Genomic DNA, 18,304 nt, shown 5'->3' with positions numbered 1-18,304 from the left:
GATGATTTCTTCGATTTCGCCGAAGCGAACCGCCCTGCTCGCCGCCGCCCGCGAGCGCATCCTGGTGCTTGACGGCGCCATGGGCACCATGATCCAGGGCCTGCAGTTCGACGAAGCCGCGTTTCGCGGCGAGCGTTTCAAGGACTTCCATCGCGATATCAGGGGCAACAACGACCTCCTGATACTGACGCAGCCGAAGGCGATCGAAGACATCCACGCCGCCTATCTGCGCGCCGGCGCCGACATCGTCGCGACCAATACGTTTTCGTCCACCTCGATTGCGCAGGCCGACTACGACATGTCGGACCTCGCCTATGAACTAAACCGCGATGGCGCCAGGCTTGCCCGCGCCGCCGCCGAGCGCGTCTCGGCCGAGGACGGCAAACAGCGCTTCGTTGCCGGCGCGCTGGGCCCGACCAACCGCACCGCCTCGATCTCGCCCGACGTTTCCAATCCCGGCTACCGCGCCGTCACCTTCGACGATCTGCGCAAGGCCTATGGCGAACAGGTCAACGGCCTGCTCGACGGGGGCGCTGACCTGCTGCTGGTCGAAACCATTTTCGACACGCTGAACGCCAAGGCGGCGCTTTACGCGATTTCGGAGATCACGGAAGAACGCGGCATCGACGTGCCCGTGATGATCTCCGGCACCATCACCGACAAATCCGGCCGCCTACTCTCCGGGCAATTACCGGAAGCGTTCTGGAATTCGATCCGCCACGCCAAGCCGATCACCGTCGGCTTCAACTGCGCGCTCGGCGCGGAAGACCTGCGTGCCCATATCGCCGATATCGGCCGTGTCGCCGACACGCTGGTGTGCGCCTATCCGAATGCCGGCCTGCCCAACGAGTTCGGCCAGTACGACGAGACGCCGGATTACATGGCGCGGCTGATCGGCGAGTTCGCCGAAGCGGGCCTCGTCAACATCGTCGGCGGCTGCTGCGGCACCACGCCCGACCATATCGCCGCGATAGCTGCCGCGGTCGCCCCGCACAAGCCGCGTATCGTGCCTGTGATCGAGCCGCGGCTGCGGCTGTCGGGCCTCGAGCCGTTCGAGCTGACGCCCGCGATCCCTTTCGTGAACGTCGGCGAGCGCACCAACGTCACCGGCTCGGCGAAATTCCGCAAGCTGATCACCGCGGGCGATTACACTGCGGCCCTGCAGGTGGCGCGCGACCAGGTTGAGAACGGCGCCCAGATCATCGACGTCAATATGGACGAGGGTCTGCTCGATTCCGAAGCCGCCATGGTGACGTTCCTCAACCTCGTCGCCGCCGAGCCCGATATCGCGCGCGTGCCCGTGATGGTCGACTCCTCGAAATTCAACGTGATCGAGGCCGGCCTGAAATGCGTCCAGGGCAAGCCGGTCGTAAACTCGATATCGATGAAGGAAGGCGTGGAGAAATTCATCCACGAGGCCCGCATCGCGCGCCGCCATGGCGCGGCCGTCGTGGTGATGGCGTTCGACGAGATCGGCCAGGCCGACACGTTCGCGCGCAAGACCGAGATCTGCAAGCGCGCCTACGACATCCTCGTCAACGAGGTCGGCTTTCCCCCTGAGGATATCATCTTCGATCCCAATATCTTTGCGATCGCGACGGGCCTTGAAGAGCACAACAATTACGGCGTCGACTTCATCGAGGCGACGCGCTGGATCCGCCAGAACCTGCCGGGCGCGCATATTTCCGGCGGCGTCTCCAACCTGTCGTTCTCGTTCCGTGGCAACGAGCCGGTGCGCGAGGCGATGCACTCGGTGTTTCTGTATCACGCCATCCATGCCGGCATGGACATGGGCATCGTCAATGCCGGCCAGATGATCGTTTATGACGACATCGATGCCGAGCTGCGGCAGGTGTGCGAAGACGTCATTCTCAACCGTGACCCCGGCGCGTCCGAGCGGCTGCTGGCGCTCGCCGAAAAATTCCGCGGCAAGGAGAAGCAGAGCAAGGAGCAGGATCTCGCCTGGCGCGAATGGCCCGTCGAAAAGCGGCTGAGCCACGCGCTGGTGCACGGCATCACTGAATTCATCGAGGAAGACACCGAGGCCGCGCGGCTCTTGGTCGAGCGTCCGCTGAATGTGATCGAAGGGCCGCTGATGGCCGGCATGAATATCGTCGGCGACCTCTTCGGCGACGGCAAGATGTTCCTGCCGCAGGTGGTGAAGTCCGCGCGCGTGATGAAGCAGGCGGTCGCCTATCTGATGCCGTTCATGGAAGAGGAGAAGGCGCGCAACCTCGCCAATGGCGTGACCGGTGACGGCCGCAGCGCCGCCGGCAAGATCGTCCTGGCGACCGTCAAGGGCGACGTCCACGACATCGGCAAGAACATCGTCGGTATCGTGCTGCAATGTAACAATTTTGAGGTGATCGATCTCGGCGTCATGGTACCCGCGACCAAGATCATCGAGACGGCGAAAGCCGAGGGCGCCGACATCATCGGGCTATCGGGCCTGATCACGCCCTCGCTCGACGAGATGAGTTTTCTGGCCGGCGAAATGGAACGGCAGGGTATGAAGATGCCGCTGTTGATTGGCGGCGCCACCACCAGCCGGGTCCATACTGCCGTGAAGATCGACCCGAACTACAAGGGCGGTCCGGTGGTGCATGTCAACGACGCAAGCCGCGCGGTGGGCGTGGCGTCCTCGCTGCTCTCACCCGACAAGCGCGAGGCCTATGCCGCCGGCATCCGCGCCGAATACGCCAAGATTTCCGCGGCGCATCTGCGCGCGCAGGCCGACAAGAAGCGGCTGAAGCTGGCGGATGCCCGTGCCAACGCGGTCAAGGCCGATTTTGCCAAGGCCCCGCCGAAGAAGCCCTCGTTCCTCGGCCTCAAGAGTTTTGACGCCTACGATTTAGCCGAACTTGCCGAGTACATCGACTGGACGCCGTTCTTCCAGACCTGGGAATTGACCGGGCGCTTCCCGGCCATTCTCGATGACCCCAAGATCGGCGAGGTCGCGCGCTCGCTCTATGACGACGCACGCAAGATGCTGGAGCGCATCATCAAGGAGAAATGGTTCACAGCGCGCGCTACCGTCGGCTTCTGGCCGGCCAATGCGGAGGGCGACGATATCGCGGTTTATGCCGACGACAGCCGCAAGCGGAAGATCGCGACGTTCCATACGCTGCGCCAGCAGTTGGAGAAGCGCGAAGGCCGCTTCAACGCCGCATTGTCGGATTTCATCGCGCCTGCGTCGTCGGGCGTATCAGATTATATCGGTGGCTTTGTCGTCACGGCAGGAATCGGCGAGGATGCGGTGGCCGATCGCTTCAAGAACGCCAATGACGATTACTCCTCGATCCTGTGCAAGGCGCTGGCCGATCGCCTCGCGGAAGCCTTTGCCGAGCGGATGCATCAGCGCGTCCGCAAGGAATTCTGGGGTTACGCGCCGGACGAGGCACTGACCTCCGACCAGTTGATCCTGGAGCAATATGCCGGCATCCGCCCGGCGCCCGGCTATCCCGCGCAGCCGGATCATACCGAGAAGGCGACGCTGTTCCGCCTGCTCGATGCAGAGAAGACAGCCGGTGTGAAGTTGACCGAGAGCTTTGCGATGTGGCCCGGCTCGTCGGTGTCAGGACTTTATTTCTCCCATCCCGAGAGCTTCTATTTCGGTGTCGGCAAGATCGAGCGCGACCAGGTCGAGGACTATGCCGTGCGCAAGGGCATGAGCGTCGCCGAGACCGAGCGCTGGCTGGCCCCGGTGCTGAATTATATCCCATCGCAGGAGCAGGCGGCAGCGAGAGAACCAGCGCCGATCGCGGCCGTTCCCGCCAATGACGTGACCTCCAAGGATTTGACCTCGCACCCGCCCGGCTGCGCCTGCGCGGTGCATCTGGCCTGGCGGAAGAAGGCGGTGGGGGCGTAGAACCGCTTTCTTCCCTTCTCCCCTTGTGGGAGAAGGTGGCGCGAAGCGCCGGATGAGGGGTTTTATCCGCGGAGAGAACCCCTCACCCGTCTCAATCGCGCTTCGCACGATTGATCCACCCTCTCCCACAAGGGGAGAGGGGAAGAGAAGTGCGGAGGCCCCATGAAGTTCTTCTCCTTCTGGCGATCGCTGGCGAGCTTTCGCGTTCGCATCGCGCTCAATCTGAAAAATGTGCCGGCTGAAGTGATCTTCGTCGACATCGATGCCAACGCGCATCGCGATCCCGAATATCGCCGGATCAACCCGCAGATGGTGCTGCCGGCGCTGGTCGAAGATGACGGCACCACGCTGTTCCAGTCGCTCGCCATCCTCGAATATCTCGACGAGAAATACCCCACCCCGCCGCTGCTGCCCGCCGACCTCGCCGGCCGCGCCCGCGTCCGCGCGCTGGCGCTGATGGTCGCCTGTGAGGGCCATCCGCTGCTGACGCCGCGGGTGCGGCGCTATCTCGATCACGAGCTGAACCTGCGCGACGCCCAGCAGGCGGCATGGCGACGGCACTGGATCGTCGAAACGCTGGCGGCGCTAGAGGGGCATCTCGCTGATAACAAGGACACCGGCGAATTCTGCCATGGCGATGCGCCGACAATCGCCGACATCTGCATGGTCGGCCATGTCACTGTGGCGCTGAACCAACAGGTCAATCTGACGACTTATCCGACCGTGAAGCGCATTTTCGAAACGTCGATGGCGCTGCCGACGTTTGCAAAAGCGCATCCGATGGCGCAGCCGGACACACCGGAGACGATGCGGCAGAAGTAGGGTGGGCAAAGGCGCGCTTGCGCCGTGCCCACCATTTATCGGCAGACCATCCTGGATGGTGGGGACGCTGCGCTTTGCCCACCCTACGAAAGCCCCTCACCCCTTCGGCGGGGCCAGCGACTGCTGAAAAAATCGCGAAAACAACCCCATGCAAAGTAGGATCGGGCTGGCTCCGCGGCCGTGGCCGGGCGCGGCCCCGTGCAGCTCAATCACCCCTTCGGCGGGGCCAGCGGCTGCACGATTTCCTTAAACGGCGGCATCGCCTCGCAAGCGGCGGAATGCGCTTTCAGCGCCCGATAGCTGGCGTCGAACAGCTCCGAATGCGCCTCGCCGACGAAACGCAGCACGCAGGCGACCGCGATATCGGCATGGCCGATGTTTTCGCCGAACCAGTACGGCGTCTTGACCGCGGCGCGCTCCTTCTCCAGCACCTCCAGCACGCCCGCGATCTGCGCCTTGCAGCGCTCGACCCAGAGATCGAGCTGCTCCTTACGCAGCACGCGCTCGTACAACAGGCTGACACCCTTGTCGCCAAGCCCCATCGCCAGCGCGCAAATCCGCAAATGCCGCCAGCGCGCCTCGCCGCTCCGCGCGATCATCGCCTGCTCGGGCCCGACGCGGTCGTCGAGATAGTCCAGGATCATCGCGCTCTCGATCAGCGCCTCGCCGCTATCCAGCACCAGCGTCGGCACCCGCCGCAGCGGATTGTGGGCCGCGATTTTGTCGGCATCGCCGAAGGTCGACCACGGCTTGTGCTCGAAGTCGATGCCATAGAGCCGCATCGCGATGGCGACGCGGCGGACGAAGGGGGAGTCGAATTGGCCGATCAGGATCATGGTTTCTCTCTGCTCGTCATGGCCGGGCTTGACCCGGCCTTCCATCCTCGTTGGAAAGATTCCTCCGAAGAGTGATGGATGCCCGGGTCAAGCCCGGGCATGACATGCTGGGTCGGTGTTGCGCTGCACACCATCCTAAGTACGTTGGTCAATAATGCAACGGGCGAAGCAGGAGGTGTCTTAGGGAATGCTCTGACGAATCCACCCACAAGTCGTCATACTCCGCGAAAGCGGAGTATCCAGTACGCCGCAGCGTCTCGGTTCTGTCGTAACGTCTCTGGAATACTGGATCCCGCTTTCGCGGCGATGACGGCCGAGGATGAGGACGCTTTGGCGCTTCACTCAATCACCGGCACATGCCGCGCCACGTTGCGCGACGCGGTGCCGTCGAGCCGGGGATCGTCGGCGACCTCGATCTGCCGCCGGAAGGCACGAAAGCCCGAGCGCTGGTAGAAGGCGAGCGCGGCTGGATGATCGAAGGTGCAGGTGTGCAGCCAGAGGCGTGTGATCGGCCGCGACCAGGCGATTTCCAGCGCGTGATTCATCAGCCAGCGGCCGGCACCGGTGCCGACCAGTTTTGCGGTGACGCCGAACATGCCGATCTCGCATTGGCCGGCCTCGCGAAAATCCAGCTCTAACAGGCCCTCGTCGCGGCCGTTATCCACTAGCGCGTAGACTTCGAGCGGCGGCGAATGGAGCCGCGCCGCGAGTTCGGCGTCGGGCATCTGTATTCGCGAGAACCACAGCCATTCCTCGCCAACGCGACGATAGAGATCGCGAAACCAATCGAGCGGCGGCATCTCCACCCGGCGCAGCGACCATGCGCCGGGGGGATCGGAACGCGGCGCGGGCCGTTCAGTCATCTCCAGATGCGTGACGATAGCGGCGATCTTGCCGGCGGGAACGTCCGAATAGCCGTCGGGCACTATCAACTGACGTCACTCCCCTTCATCGCTCGCGAGCACGCCCTTCACCGCCCTTGCCCATCCCGCCAGCTTCCGCTCCCGCGTCGCCTCGCTCATCGCCGGCTTGAAGCGGTGTTCGAGGCGCCAGTTGTCGGCGAACTTGGTCGGCTCAGGATAAACGCCGGCGTTCAGTCCCGCGAGATAAGCCGCGCCTAACGCCGTGGTTTCCTGGATCATCGGCCGGTCGACCGGTGCATCCAGCAAGTCTGCGAGGCGCTGCATGGTCCAGTCAGACGCCGTCATGCCGCCGTCGACGCGGAGCACGATGTTGGCGGCGGTTGCGTCCGGCCAATCGGCGCGCATTGCGGCCCAGAGGTCGAAGGTCTGGTAGCAGACACTTTCGAGCGCGGCATGCGCGAGTTCGGCCGGGCCGGTATTGCGGGTCAGGCCGAACAGCGCGCCGCGCACGCGGGGATTCCAGTAGGGCGCGCCGAGGCCAACGAAGGCCGGCACCAGATAGACGCTCTGCATCGAGTCCGATTTGTCGGCGAGCGGGCCGGTTTCGGACGCCTGCTTGATGATGCCGAGGCCGTCGCGCAGCCATTGCACGGCGCTTCCGGCGACGAAGATCGAGCCTTCGAGCGCGTAGGTGCGTCTGCCGTTCAATTGATAGGCGATGGTGGTGAGCAGCTTGTTCTTCGAGGCGACCGGCGTCGTGCCGGTGTTGAGCAACGCGAAACAGCCGGTGCCGTAGGTCGACTTGATCATGCCGGGCGTGAAGCAGGCCTGGCCGATGGTCGCTGCCTGTTGGTCGCCGGCGATGCCGGATATCGCGATCGGGCTGCCGAACAAGTTGGGCACGGATTCACCGAATTTGGCGGAGGAGTCCTTGACCTCCGGCAGCATCGAGCGCGGCACGCGCAACAGCTTCAAGAGCTCGTCGTCCCAGTCGCCGGTGTGAATGTTGAACAGCAGCGTACGTGAGGCGTTGGTGGCGTCGGTGGCGTGCACCTTGCCGCCGGTCAGGCGCCACAGCAGATAGCAATCGACGGTGCCGAACATCAGTTCGCTGCGCCCGGCGCGTTCGCGCGCACCCGGCACGTGGTCGAGGATCCAGGCGACCTTGGTGCCGGAGAAATAGGGATCGATGATCAGGCCGGTCTTGGCCGAGATCGCAGGCTCATGGCCTTCAACCTTGAGCTTGGCGCACATGTCAGCGGTGCGACGATCCTGCCAAACGATGGCGCGGTGCACGGCCTGCCCCGTGGCGCGGTCCCACACCACCGTGGTCTCGCGCTGGTTGGTAATGCCGATCGCCGCGATGTCTTTTGCTTTCAGGCCGGCCTTTTCCAGCGCCTCGCGGCAGACCGTCACCGTCGACGTCCAGATGTCCTCCGGCTCGTGCTCGACCCAGCCGGACGCCGGAAAATGCTGCGGGAACTCCTGCTGCGCGGTGGCGGCGATGGAGATGTCGCCACGGAACACCATGGCGCGCGAAGACGTGGTGCCCTGATCGATGGCCAGCACAAAGGACATGACGTTGCTTCCCCGGGGAGGTTTTGATTGCTGAGAGGCAATCCGATTGGGGGAGGTTCGTCAATATCCCGTGCCCCGGATGCAGCGCAGCGCGCTTCGCGCGACTCCGGCGGTGCGCTGCTAAGCCGGGGCCCATGATTGGGGTACGAAGCATCGGTCCCGGCTCTGCGGAGCAGCGTGAAGAACGCTGCACCGCGTCCGGGACACGAGACCGGTTACACGGAGGCCGTCGTCACGCCGCCATCCACCACAATGGTCTGGCCGGTCATGAAAGTGGAGGCATCGGAGGCCAGATAGGCCACGGCACCTGCGATTTCATCCGGCTCGCCGATCCGCCGCAGCGGCGTGCTGGCGGTGCGGCGCTTCAGGTTTTCGGGATCTTCCCAGAGCGCCCGGGCGAAATCGGTTTTGACCAGACCCGGCGCCACGCAATTGACGCGCACGCCCTTTGGGCCCCATTCGCCGGCGAGGCTGCGGCACAGCGCGAAGTCTGCCGCTTTCGAAATGCCGTAGGCGCCTATCACGGTAGAGCCGCGCAATCCCCCGATGGAGGAGATAATCACCACCGAGCCGTTGCCGCGCTCCGCCATCTGCGGGATCGCCAGCGCGCAGAGCCAGATGTTGCTCTTGACGTTACTGCCCATGATCTTGTCGAAGGCCTCGTCCTTGATGTCGAGCAGCGGACCGTAATACGGATTCACTGCGGCGTTGCAGACGAGGATGTCGACCTTGTCGTAGTGCTTGGTGGTGCCTGCGATCAGCGCTTCGACCTCCTCGCGGCGCGAGATGTTGCAGGGAATGACATGGGCGTCGCCGCCGGCCTTCTTGATGCCTTCCGCGACTTCGTGGCAGGCGTCGGCCTTGCGGCTGGAGATCACGACCTTGGCGCCGAGTTTAGCGAGCAGCTCAGCGGAGGAGCGGCCGATGCCGCGGCTGGAGCCGGTGATGACGGCGACCTTGCCGGTGAGATCGAACGGGGTGGTTTTCATTGTTGGTTGTTCCCTGAATTCGCTCTCTCCTCGTCATTGCGAGGAGCGAAGCGACGAAGCAATCCATGCCCGACCTTGCGGCACTATGGATTGCTTCGCTACGCTCGCAATGACGGGGCAACATCAGTGCCCCGCAATGACATGTGGCTTACACCAGCCCGCCTTCCGCGACGCGGCGGAGGTGGTAGTCAGTATCGCCAAAGGTGTTCTCGATCATGGTCAGCCGCTTGAAGTAGTGGCCGATCTTGGCTTCCTGGGTCATGCCGATGCCGCCGTGGAGCTGGATCGACTGCTGGCCGATGAATTTTCCGGACTTGCCGATCTGCACCTTGGCAGCGGCCACCGCCGTCGCGCGCTCCTTGGCGTCTTCGAAATCGGCCGCCATCGTCGCAAACATCGACATGCTGCGGGCCTGTTCGAGGACGACGAACATGTCGGCGGCGCGATGTTGCAGGGTCTGGAAGCTGCCGATCGGAACACCGAACTGCTTTCGCGTTTTGAGATACTCGACGGTTGTCTTCAGCGATTCATCCATCGCGCCGACGGCTTCCGCGCACATTGCGGTGCGGGCCTCATCGACCACGCGCTCGATCAGCGGTAATCCATTCTCTGGATCGCCTATCGCGGCGTCAGCGCCAACCTCAACGCCGGTGAAGGTGATATCGGCGGCATGCAGCCCGTCCTGGGTCGGATAGCCCTTGCGGGTGACGCCCTTGGCATCTGCCGGCACGAGGAACACGCCGATACCCGTCTTGTCGCGCCGGCTGCCCTTGGTACGCGCGGTCACGATCAGCGTGTCGGCATTCTCGCCGTTGAGCACGACGAATTTTTCGCCGTCGATGACCCAACCGTCGCCCTTCTTCTTGGCCGTAGTGGAGACATCGGCGAGGTCGTAACGCGAGTTCTTCTCGAGCTGGGCGAAGGCAAAAGTCTTGCTGCCGCCGATGATGCCGGGGATGTGCGCGGCCTTCTGCTCGGCCGAGCCGCCATGGCGCAGGAAGCCGCCGCCTATCACGACCGTGGCGAGATACGGCTCCAGTACCAGCGCCTTGCCGAGCGCTTCCATCACGATCATGGTTTCGACCGCACCCGCGCCAAAGCCGCCATCGGCTTCCGCGAACGGCAAGCCGAGCAGACCCTGTTCGGCGAGCTTGCCCCAGACGGCCTTGCTCCAGCCGCCCTTCTCCTTCTGGTACTTCTTGCGCGCATCGAAATCGTAGGAATCGGTCAGCAGACCGTCGATGCTTTCCTTGAGAAGGCGCTGCTCCTCGGACAAATCAAAATCCATGTTCTTTTGCTCTCTCAAATCATGCCTGAGGCATGGAAATCGAACCCGTAGGATGGGTAGAGCGAAGCGAAACCCATCGTACTGTTCGGTCTTTTGTTGTGATGGGTATCGCTTCGCTCCACCCATCCTACGAACTCTCAATCGTCATCCCCGCGAAAGCGGGGATCCAGTAATCGCAGGCGCTGCCGTAATCACGATCGCCGCGGCGTACTGGGTCTCCCGCTTTCGCGGGGGACGACAGGTGTTATTGTGGCGGGGCTACAGCCCCAGCACCGCCTTGGTGATGATGTTGCGCTGGATCTCGTTGGAGCCGCCGTAGATCGAGACCTTGCGGTTGTTGAAGTAGCTCGGCGCGATTTGGGCGGTCCAATCCATGGTTTCGTTGGAGGCGTCGTCGCCGTGCTCGTCGTAGGGAGCTGCGAACGGGCCGATCACTTCCATCAGCAGTTCAGTGGTGGTCTGCTGGATTTCCGAGCCCTTGATCTTCAGGACCGAAGACGCCGGATTGGGCTTGCCCTTGCCGTGCTTGCCCTCGTCGGCGACGACGCGGAGCTGCGTCAGCTCGAGCGCCTTCAGCTCGATCTCGCAGGCCGCCAGCTTCTCGCGGAAACCCTGGTCTTCCAGCACCGGCTTGCCGTTCGACTCGACCTTGGCAGCGAGTTCCTTGATGCGGCGCAGCCGCTCCTTGGAGACGCCGACGCGGGCGATGCCGGTGCGCTCGTTGCCAAGCAGGAATTTTGCGTAATCCCAGCCCTTGTTCTCCTCGCCGATCAGGTTCTCGACCGGCACCTCGACGTCGTCGAAGAACACTTCATTGACCTCGTGGCCGCCGTCGATGGTCTCGATCGGGCGCACGGTGACGCCCTTCGACTTCATGCTGAACACGATGAAGGAGATGCCCATCTGCTTCTTTGCCGTCGTGTCGGTGCGGCACAGGCAGAAGATCATGTCAGCGTACTGGGCCAGCGTGGTCCAGGTCTTCTGGCCGTTGATGATGTACTTGTCGCCCTTGCGCTCGGCCTTGGTCTTCAGCGAGGCGAGGTCCGATCCCGAGCCCGGCTCCGAGAAGCCCTGGCACCACCAGTCGTCGACATTGGCGATGCGCGGCAGATAGTACTGCTTCTGCTTCTCGTTGCCGAAGGTGTAGATGACCGGTCCGACCATGCTAACGCCGAAGGCGAGCGGCGCCGGCGCCGGATGCATCTGCAGCTCTTCGTTGAAAATGTACTGCTGCACCGAGCTCCAGCCGGTGCCGCCATATTCCTTGGGCCAGTGCGAGACGCCCCAGCCCTTCTTGTTCAGGATGCGCCACCAGGCGATCATCTCGTCCTTGGAGAGATGACGGCCCTCGACCATCTTGCGCCGCGTTTCCGGCGGTACGTTGTCGCGAAAGAAGGCTCTCACTTCTTCACGAAACGCGATTTCTTCCTTGCTGAAAGCGAGATCCATCGGATCCTCCTTGTGAGCGAATGAATTACATTCCGGCTAAGCGACGTTCTTACTTTTGGCGGTTTTCGAAGGCTGTTGCTGCATGCGCAGTTCGTGGCGCGACAATTTTCCGACCGGCGTGCGCGGCAGTTCGCTGACGAAATCGACCGCCGCGGGCAGCTCGTGCTTGCCGAGCTTGCCGGTAAGGAAGGCGCGCAGTTCATCCAGCGTGAACGGCTCTGCATCCGCGCGCAGCTTGATAAACGCCTTTGCCGCCTCGCCGCGGTAATCATCGGGAATGCCGATCACGATCACTTCCTGCACGGCAGGATGCGTATAGATCGCCTGCTCGATCATCTGCGGATAGACGTTGAAGCCGCCGGAGATGATCATGTCCTTCTTGCGGTCGACCAGGTAGAAATAGCCGTCGGCGTCCATGTATCCGATATCGCCGGTGAGGAAGCGGTCGCCGACAAAGGCTTCCGCGGTTTCCTTCGGCCGGTTCCAGTAGCCCTTGGTGACGTTCGGGCCGCGGATGCGGATTTCGCCGGTTTCGCCCACCGGCATCAGTTTGGTCGGGTCTTCCAGCGACACCACGTCCATCTCGATGCCGGGCAGCATCAGGCCGATCGAGCCGGGCTTGTCCGGCCCCTCCTTCGGATGTGCGGTGCCGGGCGAGCAGGTCTCGGTCATGCCCCAACCGCTCTTCAGCTTCATGCCGACCCTGCGCTCCAGGATCCGTGCGACTTCAACCGGCAGCGGTGCGCCGCCCGAGCCAACGCTGACCAGCGAGGACAGATCGCGCTTGTCGAGGTCCGGCAGAGCTGCGATCGCGATCCACATCGTCGGCACGCCGGGAAAAACGGTAGCACGCTTGACCTCAATATCGCGCATCACGGCCTCGACGTCGAAACGCTGATGCAGTGAGATCAGATTACCGCGCCGGATCGACGACAGCAGCACCACCGTCAGCGCATAGATATGGAACAGCGGCAGCACGCAGATCACGCGCTCGATCGCATTGCGCTCGGCGCGCGCCGGCCTGCCCCAGACATCGTAGATCGATACCGCCGAAGTCAGATTGCCGTGGCTGAGCATCGCGCCCTTCGGCAGGCCGGTGGTGCCGCCGGTATATTGCAGCAGCGCGACGTCGTCGGCCGAGATCGCGGGCCATTGCGCCGGCTTTGCCGCACCGCCGGTGAATTGCTGGTAGGTGACGATCTTCGGATTAGCCGGGAGCGCCGTCTGGGGGGTCCCGACCTTGCCCCAATGATCGTCCTCGCAAACGATCAGGCGATCGAGCAGTCCCTTGTCGAGAAATTTCAGCGCGGTCGGCAACAGCGCCGATAGATTGCTGGTGACCAGCACCCGCGCGCCCGAGTCGGTAAGCTTGTGCGACAGCGCGATCTCGCCGTCGAGCGGCGACAGATGCACGACACGTGCGCCGGCCTTCAGCGCGCCGAAGAAATTGACGGGGTGATCGGGCGAATTGCCGAGGAACAGCGCGACCGAACTGTTCTTGCCGTAGCCCGCTCGGAGGAAGGCGCTGGCGGCGGTCTCCACCAACGCTTCGAGTTCGCTGTAGCTGATTGGCCGGTCGCGGAATTCGATGGCCGGCCGTGCGGCGAATTCGGCGGCCGCGTCCGACAACAGGTCCGGCAGCGTGCCGCACGCGATCGGCTCGTCCCAGCGGACGCCTTGCGGAAAGAACTGCTCGCCGGGATGGGTCATAAGCACTTTGACGACCGTGAGGTGAGCACAACTGCGCGGGCTCCCTTCCCCCTTGCGGGGTCCGAGGCGAGCGAAGCCCGCTCTCGAGGTTGGGGAAGGGGGTCCACACGGGCAGTCCCGATGCGGCCACCCCTCTCCCTGACCCTCCCCCGCAAGGGGGGAGGGAACGGAGAGACTGTGCCCACAATCAGCATCAAGCCGCCTTCGACTGCTGGGCCAGCGACGCAAACGTCTTGCCTTCGGCGGCGAGGCGCTTGAGCAGCGGCGCTGGTTCGAGCGAGGGATCATTGGTCTCCTTCGCATAGTACGACAGCCGGTCCGCGATGTGCTTCAGCCCGACCTGGTCGGCATAATACATCGGGCCGCCGTGATAGATCGGCCAGCCATAGCCATAGAGCCAGATCACGTCGATGTCGCTCGGCCGGGCCGCGATGCCCTCTTCGAGGATGCGCGCACCCTCGTTAATCATCGGGTACATCATACGCTCCAAGATCTCATCGTCGCTGACGACGCGCTTCTTGCGGCCCATCCGCTGCAGCGTCTCGTCAATCAGCTTCTCGACTTCCGGATCCGGCAGCGGCGCGCGCGAGCCGCCTTCATACTTGTAGTAGCCCTTGCCGGTCTTCTGGCCGAAGCGGCCGGCCTCGCACAGCGCGTCGGCGATTTCCGACTTGATGCCGCGGTCCTTGCGCGAACGCCAGCCGATATCGAGACCGGCGAGATCGCTCATCGCGAACGGGCCCATCGGCATGCCGAACTTCGTCACCACAGCGTCGACCTGCTGCGGCAACGCGCCTTCGAACAACAGCTTTTCCGACTGCTTGCCGCGCTGGGCCAGCATGCGATTGCCGACAAAGCCGTCGCAGACGCCGACTACCGCCGGCACTTTTGCAATCTTGCGCGCGATCGACACCGCGGTCGTCAGTGCATCCGACGCGGTCTTGTCGGCACGCACGATCTCGCACAACTTCATCACGTTGGCCGGCGAGAAGAAGTGCATGCCGAGTACGTCCTGCGGACGCTTTGTGACTTTCGCGATCTCGTCGATGTTGAGATACGAAGTGTTGGAAGCCAGCACCGCGCCGGGCTTGGCGTATTTGTCGAGCGCCTCGAACACTTCCTTCTTGACCGCCATGGTCTCGAACACAGCTTCGATCACAAGGTCAGCGTCCTTGACGTGCTCGAGACCGACCTTGCCGTCGATCAGGCCCATGCGCTTGGCGGGGGCATCCGCCGGGATGCCGCCGCGCGCCGCGGTCGCCTCGTAATTCTTCTGCATCACGCCCATGCCGCGCTTGAGCTGCTCTTCGCCGGTCTCGATCAGCGTCACCGGGATACCGGCATTGGCAAAGGACATGGCGATGCCGCCGCCCATAGTGCCGGCGCCGATAATGGCGACGCGCTCGACCGGGCGCGGCTTGGTCCCTTCGGGCACGCCGGCGATCTTGGCGGCTTCGCGCTCGGCGAAGAAGGCATAACGCTGCGCCTTGGACTGGTCGCTGGAGACCAGTCTGAGGAAACCTTCACGCTCCTTCTTCAATCCCTCATCGAACGGCAGTTCGATCGCGGCGCGCACCGCATCGGCCGCGGCGAACGGCGCTTCCAGCCCGCGCGCCTTCTTGGTCAATGCCGCGACTGCATTGGTAAAGATCGAGATGTCGGCCTTGGCGGCAGCGAGCTTGCTGTCATCGTCGCGCAGCTTGCGCAGCGGACGCTTCTCCGCCAGCACCTTGCGCGCGAAAGCTTCACCGCCCGACGCCGGCCCCTCGACGATTTCCTCGATCAGGCCGTTCTTGAGCGCTTCCGCCGCGCCGATCGGATCGCCGCTGACGATCATCTTGACCGCGAGCTCGGGCCCGACCGCGCGCGGCAGCCGCTGGGTACCGCCGGCGCCCGGCAGCAGGCCGAGCTTCACCTCGGGCAGGCCGAGCTTCGCTTCTTTGACCGCGACGCGATAGTGGCATGCCAGCGCGACTTCGAGACCGCCGCCGAGCGCCGTGCCGTGAATGGCGGCAACGATCGGCTTCGGCGAGTTCTCCATGAGATCAAGCACCTCGGCGAGGCCCGGAGGCTTCGGCGGCTTGCCGAATTCAGTGATGTCGGCGCCGGCGATGAAGGTACGGCCTGCGCAGGTCAGCACGATCGCCTTCACTTCCGAATCCGCGATCGCGCTCTTCATGCATTCGAAGATACCGCCGCGCACCGCGGCGCTCAGCGCGTTAACGGGAGGACTGTTGACCGTGACGATGGCGATAACGTCATGACGCTCGAGTTTTACGACTTCGTTCACGGGACTCTCCCTGGATCGTTTGTTCTTGGATTGCCGCTCGACTTGCGTTGAGTGGCTACGGTCGTCTTTTTGGCAATTTCGCACTGCGAAATTTAATTCCACACCTTGACAGCGAGGGTTATTTTGAAGCACGTCCCTTGTCAACGAGCTCATCAGCAGCGGCAGGGAATGAAGCGTCCAGGGAAGAAAGTGGCGAGTGATCGCAGCTTCGTCGTCGCGCTCTCGCGCGGACTTGATGTGTTGCGCGCATTCCAACCCAATGACGGGCTTCTTGGCAATCAAGAACTTGCCGCCCGTACCAAACTGCCGAAGCCAACCATTTCCCGGCTGACCTACACCCTGACCAAACTCGGCTATCTTACACCCGTTCCGCGTTTCGAAAAGTATCAGCTCGCGCCATCAGCCATGGCGCTGGGGTATGCCGCCCTTGCCAATCTCGGCGTTCGGCATTTGTCCGAGCCTTATCGCGAAGCGCTGATGCGAGAGACCGGCGGCGCCGTAGCGGTCGGCGGACGCGACCGTCACAGCATGATCTATTTCGGCCAGAGCCGCACCGGGCTGCTCGGTGTGCAACTTGACGTCGGCTCACGCGTTCCGATCGCGACTACCGCGATGGGGCGAGCCTACATCTGGGCCCTGCCCGACGACGAACGCGCCTCACTATTGCGCGAACTACGCGACCACTACGGCAATCGCTGGCCCAAAATGCGTGACGGCATCGAGCGTGCGGGCGAAATGCTCGCGCGCCACGGATTCACTATCTCTGCCGGCGAATGGCAGGACGATGTGCACGCCGTAGGTGTGCCGCTGAAGCTCAGCGACGGAACCGGACCATACGCATTCAATTGCGGCGCGCCCGCTTTCCGCTTCACGGAAGATCGTTTGATCAACGACATTGGACCTCGTCTTGTCACGATGGTAAGGAACATCGAAGCAGCGCTGGGCGGCGCAGCACCGCAATCAAAAAATCAGAGAACAAGAAGTTGAAATCAGGAGGAAAAGTTGCACGTTTGGCCGAGGGGATCAGATAGCTTTCACCATGACCGGCAAAAACATTTGCGCGGTCATTCCCGCTCCGTGATCACGGCGAGCGGGACGCGATGACGCAGGCACAGCTCGCGCAGGGCAATGCTCCCCTGCTCGCGGTCCGCGACGTCAGCGTCGTGTTCGGCGGCATCATCGCGCTCAACGGTGTGTCCTTTGACATGCATAAGGGCGCAATCCTCGGTCTGATCGGGCCAAACGGCGCCGGCAAGACGACGCTGTTCAATTGCCTCTCCAGACTCTATCAGCCATCCTCCGGCGACATCCTGATGGAAGGTGTCAGTATCCTGGCGCGCCCGCCGCACCGGATCGCCGAGATCGGCATCGGGCGCACCTTCCAGAACGTCGCGCTGTTTCCCAATCTTTCGGTGCTCGACAACGTTCGCGTCGGGACCCATTCCCGTTCCAACAGCGACATCATCAGCGACTCCTTGCGACTGGGCTGGGTGCGCCGTGGCGAGGCCGAGCTCAACAGGCACGTCCACGAGATCGTCAGCTATCTCGGCCTCGATGACGTCGCTCACACCATCGTGTCGGGCCTGCCGTTCGGTACCCAAAAACGAGTCGAGCTGGCGCGCGCACTGGCTGCCGATCCCAAGATCCTGCTGCTCGATGAACCTGCTGGCGGTCTCAATCACGAAGAAGTCCACGTGCTTGGCGATCTGATCAAGCGCATTCGCGACGAGCGCCACATGACGGTGCTGCTGGTCGAACATCACATGGGTCTGGTGATGTCGATCGCCGACCACGTCGTCGCACTCAACTTCGGCCGCAAGCTCGCCGAGGGAACACCGGCCCAGGTCCAGGCCGACCCGGATGTCATCAAAGCCTATCTGGGGAGCAAAGACCAATGACCGCGATGCTTAACGTCAAGGATCTGCGCGCCTATTACGGCCAGGTCCAGGCGCTTCATGGCCTGAGCTTTTCGCTCAACGAGGGCAGCCTGACCACGCTGCTCGGCGCCAACGGCGCCGGCAAGACCACCACCTTGCGCGCGATCTGCAGCATGGTGCGCTCCACCGGCGCGATCGAGTTCGAGGGCAAACCGCTTTCCGGCCAATCGACCGAAAACGTCGTTCGCCTTGGCATCGCCCATGTGCCGCAGGGCCGCGGCACCTTCACCACCATGACAGTGGAGGAAAACCTGCAGCTTGGGGCTATCACCCGCAACGACAGGAAGAACATCGGTTCCGACATCGAGCGCATGTACGACCATTTCCCGGTGCTGAAGGAACGGCATACCCAACAGGCCGGAACGCTATCCGGCGGCGAGCAGCAAATGCTCGCGGTCGCGCGGGCGCTGATGCTGCGTCCGCGGCTGATGCTGTTGGACGAGCCGTCGTTCGGTCTTGCCCCCTTGATCGTGCGCGACCTGTTCAAGATTCTCGGCAAGATCAACCGCGAGGATAAGGTCACCATCCTAGTGGTCGAGCAGAACGCGCAGCTGGCGCTGGAACTCGCCGACCAGGCGTACGTCATCGAAACCGGACGGATCGTGATGTCGGGCGACGCCAAGGATATCGCGACCAACGAAGACGTCCGTAAATCCTATCTCGGCTACTGAGGA

The 18,304-nt window shown here is 63.2% G+C and carries 12 protein-coding genes and 1 pseudogene; 5 read left to right on the top strand and 8 right to left on the bottom strand.

Annotated elements, in window-relative coordinates:
- Position 1 precedes the first annotated feature (1 nt).
- Positions 2–3,868, top strand: a complete 3,867-nt coding sequence (gene metH / locus RX328_RS04310) for a methionine synthase (protein WP_213248844.1) — start codon at positions 2–4, stop codon at positions 3,866–3,868.
- A 162-nt stretch (positions 3,869–4,030) separates the two neighbouring features.
- Positions 4,031–4,690 carry a maleylacetoacetate isomerase gene (gene maiA, locus RX328_RS04305; protein ID WP_213248568.1) on the top strand — a complete coding sequence of 220 codons (660 nt, stop codon included), beginning with the start codon at positions 4,031–4,033 and terminating at the stop codon, positions 4,688–4,690.
- Between the two features lie 209 nt (positions 4,691–4,899).
- On the opposite strand, the gene RX328_RS04300 is transcribed toward maiA, so the two are convergent.
- The 8 genes from RX328_RS04300 to RX328_RS04265 form a co-directional block, all read right to left on the bottom strand.
- Positions 4,900–5,526, bottom strand: a complete 627-nt coding sequence (locus RX328_RS04300; protein WP_213248846.1) for a glutathione S-transferase family protein — start codon at positions 5,524–5,526, stop codon at positions 4,900–4,902.
- Between the two features lie 338 nt (positions 5,527–5,864).
- Positions 5,865–6,458, bottom strand: a complete 594-nt coding sequence (locus RX328_RS04295) for a GNAT family N-acetyltransferase (RefSeq protein WP_213248570.1) — start codon at positions 6,456–6,458, stop codon at positions 5,865–5,867.
- Positions 6,459–6,464: 6 nt separating this feature from the next.
- Positions 6,465–7,967, bottom strand: a complete 1,503-nt coding sequence (gene glpK, locus RX328_RS04290; protein ID WP_213248572.1) for a glycerol kinase GlpK — start codon at positions 7,965–7,967, stop codon at positions 6,465–6,467.
- Positions 7,968–8,182: 215 nt separating this feature from the next.
- On the bottom strand, positions 8,183–8,956 hold the full coding sequence (locus RX328_RS04285; protein WP_213248574.1) for an SDR family NAD(P)-dependent oxidoreductase: 774 nt from the start codon (positions 8,954–8,956) through the stop codon (positions 8,183–8,185).
- Positions 8,957–9,104: 148 nt separating this feature from the next.
- The gene (gene pimD / locus RX328_RS04280; protein ID WP_213248576.1) at positions 9,105–10,244 is read right to left on the bottom strand and encodes a pimeloyl-CoA dehydrogenase small subunit; all 1,140 of its coding nucleotides are present in this window, start codon (positions 10,242–10,244) and stop codon (positions 9,105–9,107) included.
- Positions 10,245–10,502: 258 nt separating this feature from the next.
- The gene (pimC, locus tag RX328_RS04275; protein ID WP_213248578.1) at positions 10,503–11,693 is read right to left on the bottom strand and encodes a pimeloyl-CoA dehydrogenase large subunit; all 1,191 of its coding nucleotides are present in this window, start codon (positions 11,691–11,693) and stop codon (positions 10,503–10,505) included.
- A 36-nt stretch (positions 11,694–11,729) separates the two neighbouring features.
- Positions 11,730–13,403, bottom strand: coding sequence for a dicarboxylate--CoA ligase PimA (pimA, locus tag RX328_RS04270; protein ID WP_213248580.1), 1,674 nt, complete (start codon positions 13,401–13,403; stop codon positions 11,730–11,732).
- Between the two features lie 193 nt (positions 13,404–13,596).
- A complete protein-coding gene (locus RX328_RS04265; protein WP_213248582.1) occupies positions 13,597–15,693 on the bottom strand; it encodes a 3-hydroxyacyl-CoA dehydrogenase NAD-binding domain-containing protein in 2,097 nt (698 codons plus the stop codon).
- A gap of 168 nt (positions 15,694–15,861) precedes the next feature.
- Between RX328_RS04265 and RX328_RS04260 the strand changes: the two are divergent.
- The 3 genes and pseudogenes from RX328_RS04260 to RX328_RS04250 all read left to right on the top strand — a co-directional run bounded on the left by RX328_RS04260 (position 15,862) and on the right by RX328_RS04250 (position 18,301).
- A pseudogene (locus RX328_RS04260) lies at positions 15,862–16,724 on the top strand (IclR family transcriptional regulator).
- Positions 16,725–16,793: 69 nt separating this feature from the next.
- Positions 16,794–17,591, top strand: a complete 798-nt coding sequence (locus RX328_RS04255; protein ID WP_213248586.1) for an ABC transporter ATP-binding protein — start codon at positions 16,794–16,796, stop codon at positions 17,589–17,591.
- Positions 17,588–18,301, top strand: coding sequence for an ABC transporter ATP-binding protein (locus RX328_RS04250; protein WP_213248588.1), 714 nt, complete (start codon positions 17,588–17,590; stop codon positions 18,299–18,301). The genes RX328_RS04255 and RX328_RS04250 overlap by 4 nt, the downstream gene beginning before the upstream one ends.
- Positions 18,302–18,304 lie beyond the last annotated feature (3 nt).

It is taken from the genome of Bradyrhizobium sp. sBnM-33 (assembly GCF_032917945.1).
Classification (GTDB): domain Bacteria; phylum Pseudomonadota; class Alphaproteobacteria; order Rhizobiales; family Xanthobacteraceae; genus Bradyrhizobium.
Note: the sequence above shows the minus strand (reverse complement) of the source record. Positions and strands in the feature narration are given on the sequence as shown.

Bases quoted from the DNA above. Each gene is read 5' to 3' on its own strand.
- RX328_RS04250 (WP_213248588.1), top strand. From the start codon at position 17,588: ATGACCGCGATGCTTAACGTCAAGGATCTGCGCGCCTATTACGGCCAG.
- RX328_RS04285 (WP_213248574.1), bottom strand. From the start codon at position 8,956: ATGAAAACCACCCCGTTCGATCTCACCGGCAAGGTCGCCGTCATCACC.
- glpK (WP_213248572.1), bottom strand. From the start codon at position 7,967: ATGTCCTTTGTGCTGGCCATCGATCAGGGCACCACGTCTTCGCGCGCC.
- metH (WP_213248844.1), top strand. From the start codon at position 2: ATGATTTCTTCGATTTCGCCGAAGCGAACCGCCCTGCTCGCCGCCGCC.
- RX328_RS04300 (WP_213248846.1), bottom strand. From the start codon at position 5,526: ATGATCCTGATCGGCCAATTCGACTCCCCCTTCGTCCGCCGCGTCGCC.
- pimA (WP_213248580.1), bottom strand. From the start codon at position 13,403: ATGACCCATCCCGGCGAGCAGTTCTTTCCGCAAGGCGTCCGCTGGGAC.
- maiA (WP_213248568.1), top strand. From the start codon at position 4,031: ATGAAGTTCTTCTCCTTCTGGCGATCGCTGGCGAGCTTTCGCGTTCGC.
- pimC (WP_213248578.1), bottom strand. From the start codon at position 11,693: ATGGATCTCGCTTTCAGCAAGGAAGAAATCGCGTTTCGTGAAGAAGTG.
- RX328_RS04255 (WP_213248586.1), top strand. From the start codon at position 16,794: ATGACGCAGGCACAGCTCGCGCAGGGCAATGCTCCCCTGCTCGCGGTC.
- pimD (WP_213248576.1), bottom strand. From the start codon at position 10,244: ATGGATTTTGATTTGTCCGAGGAGCAGCGCCTTCTCAAGGAAAGCATC.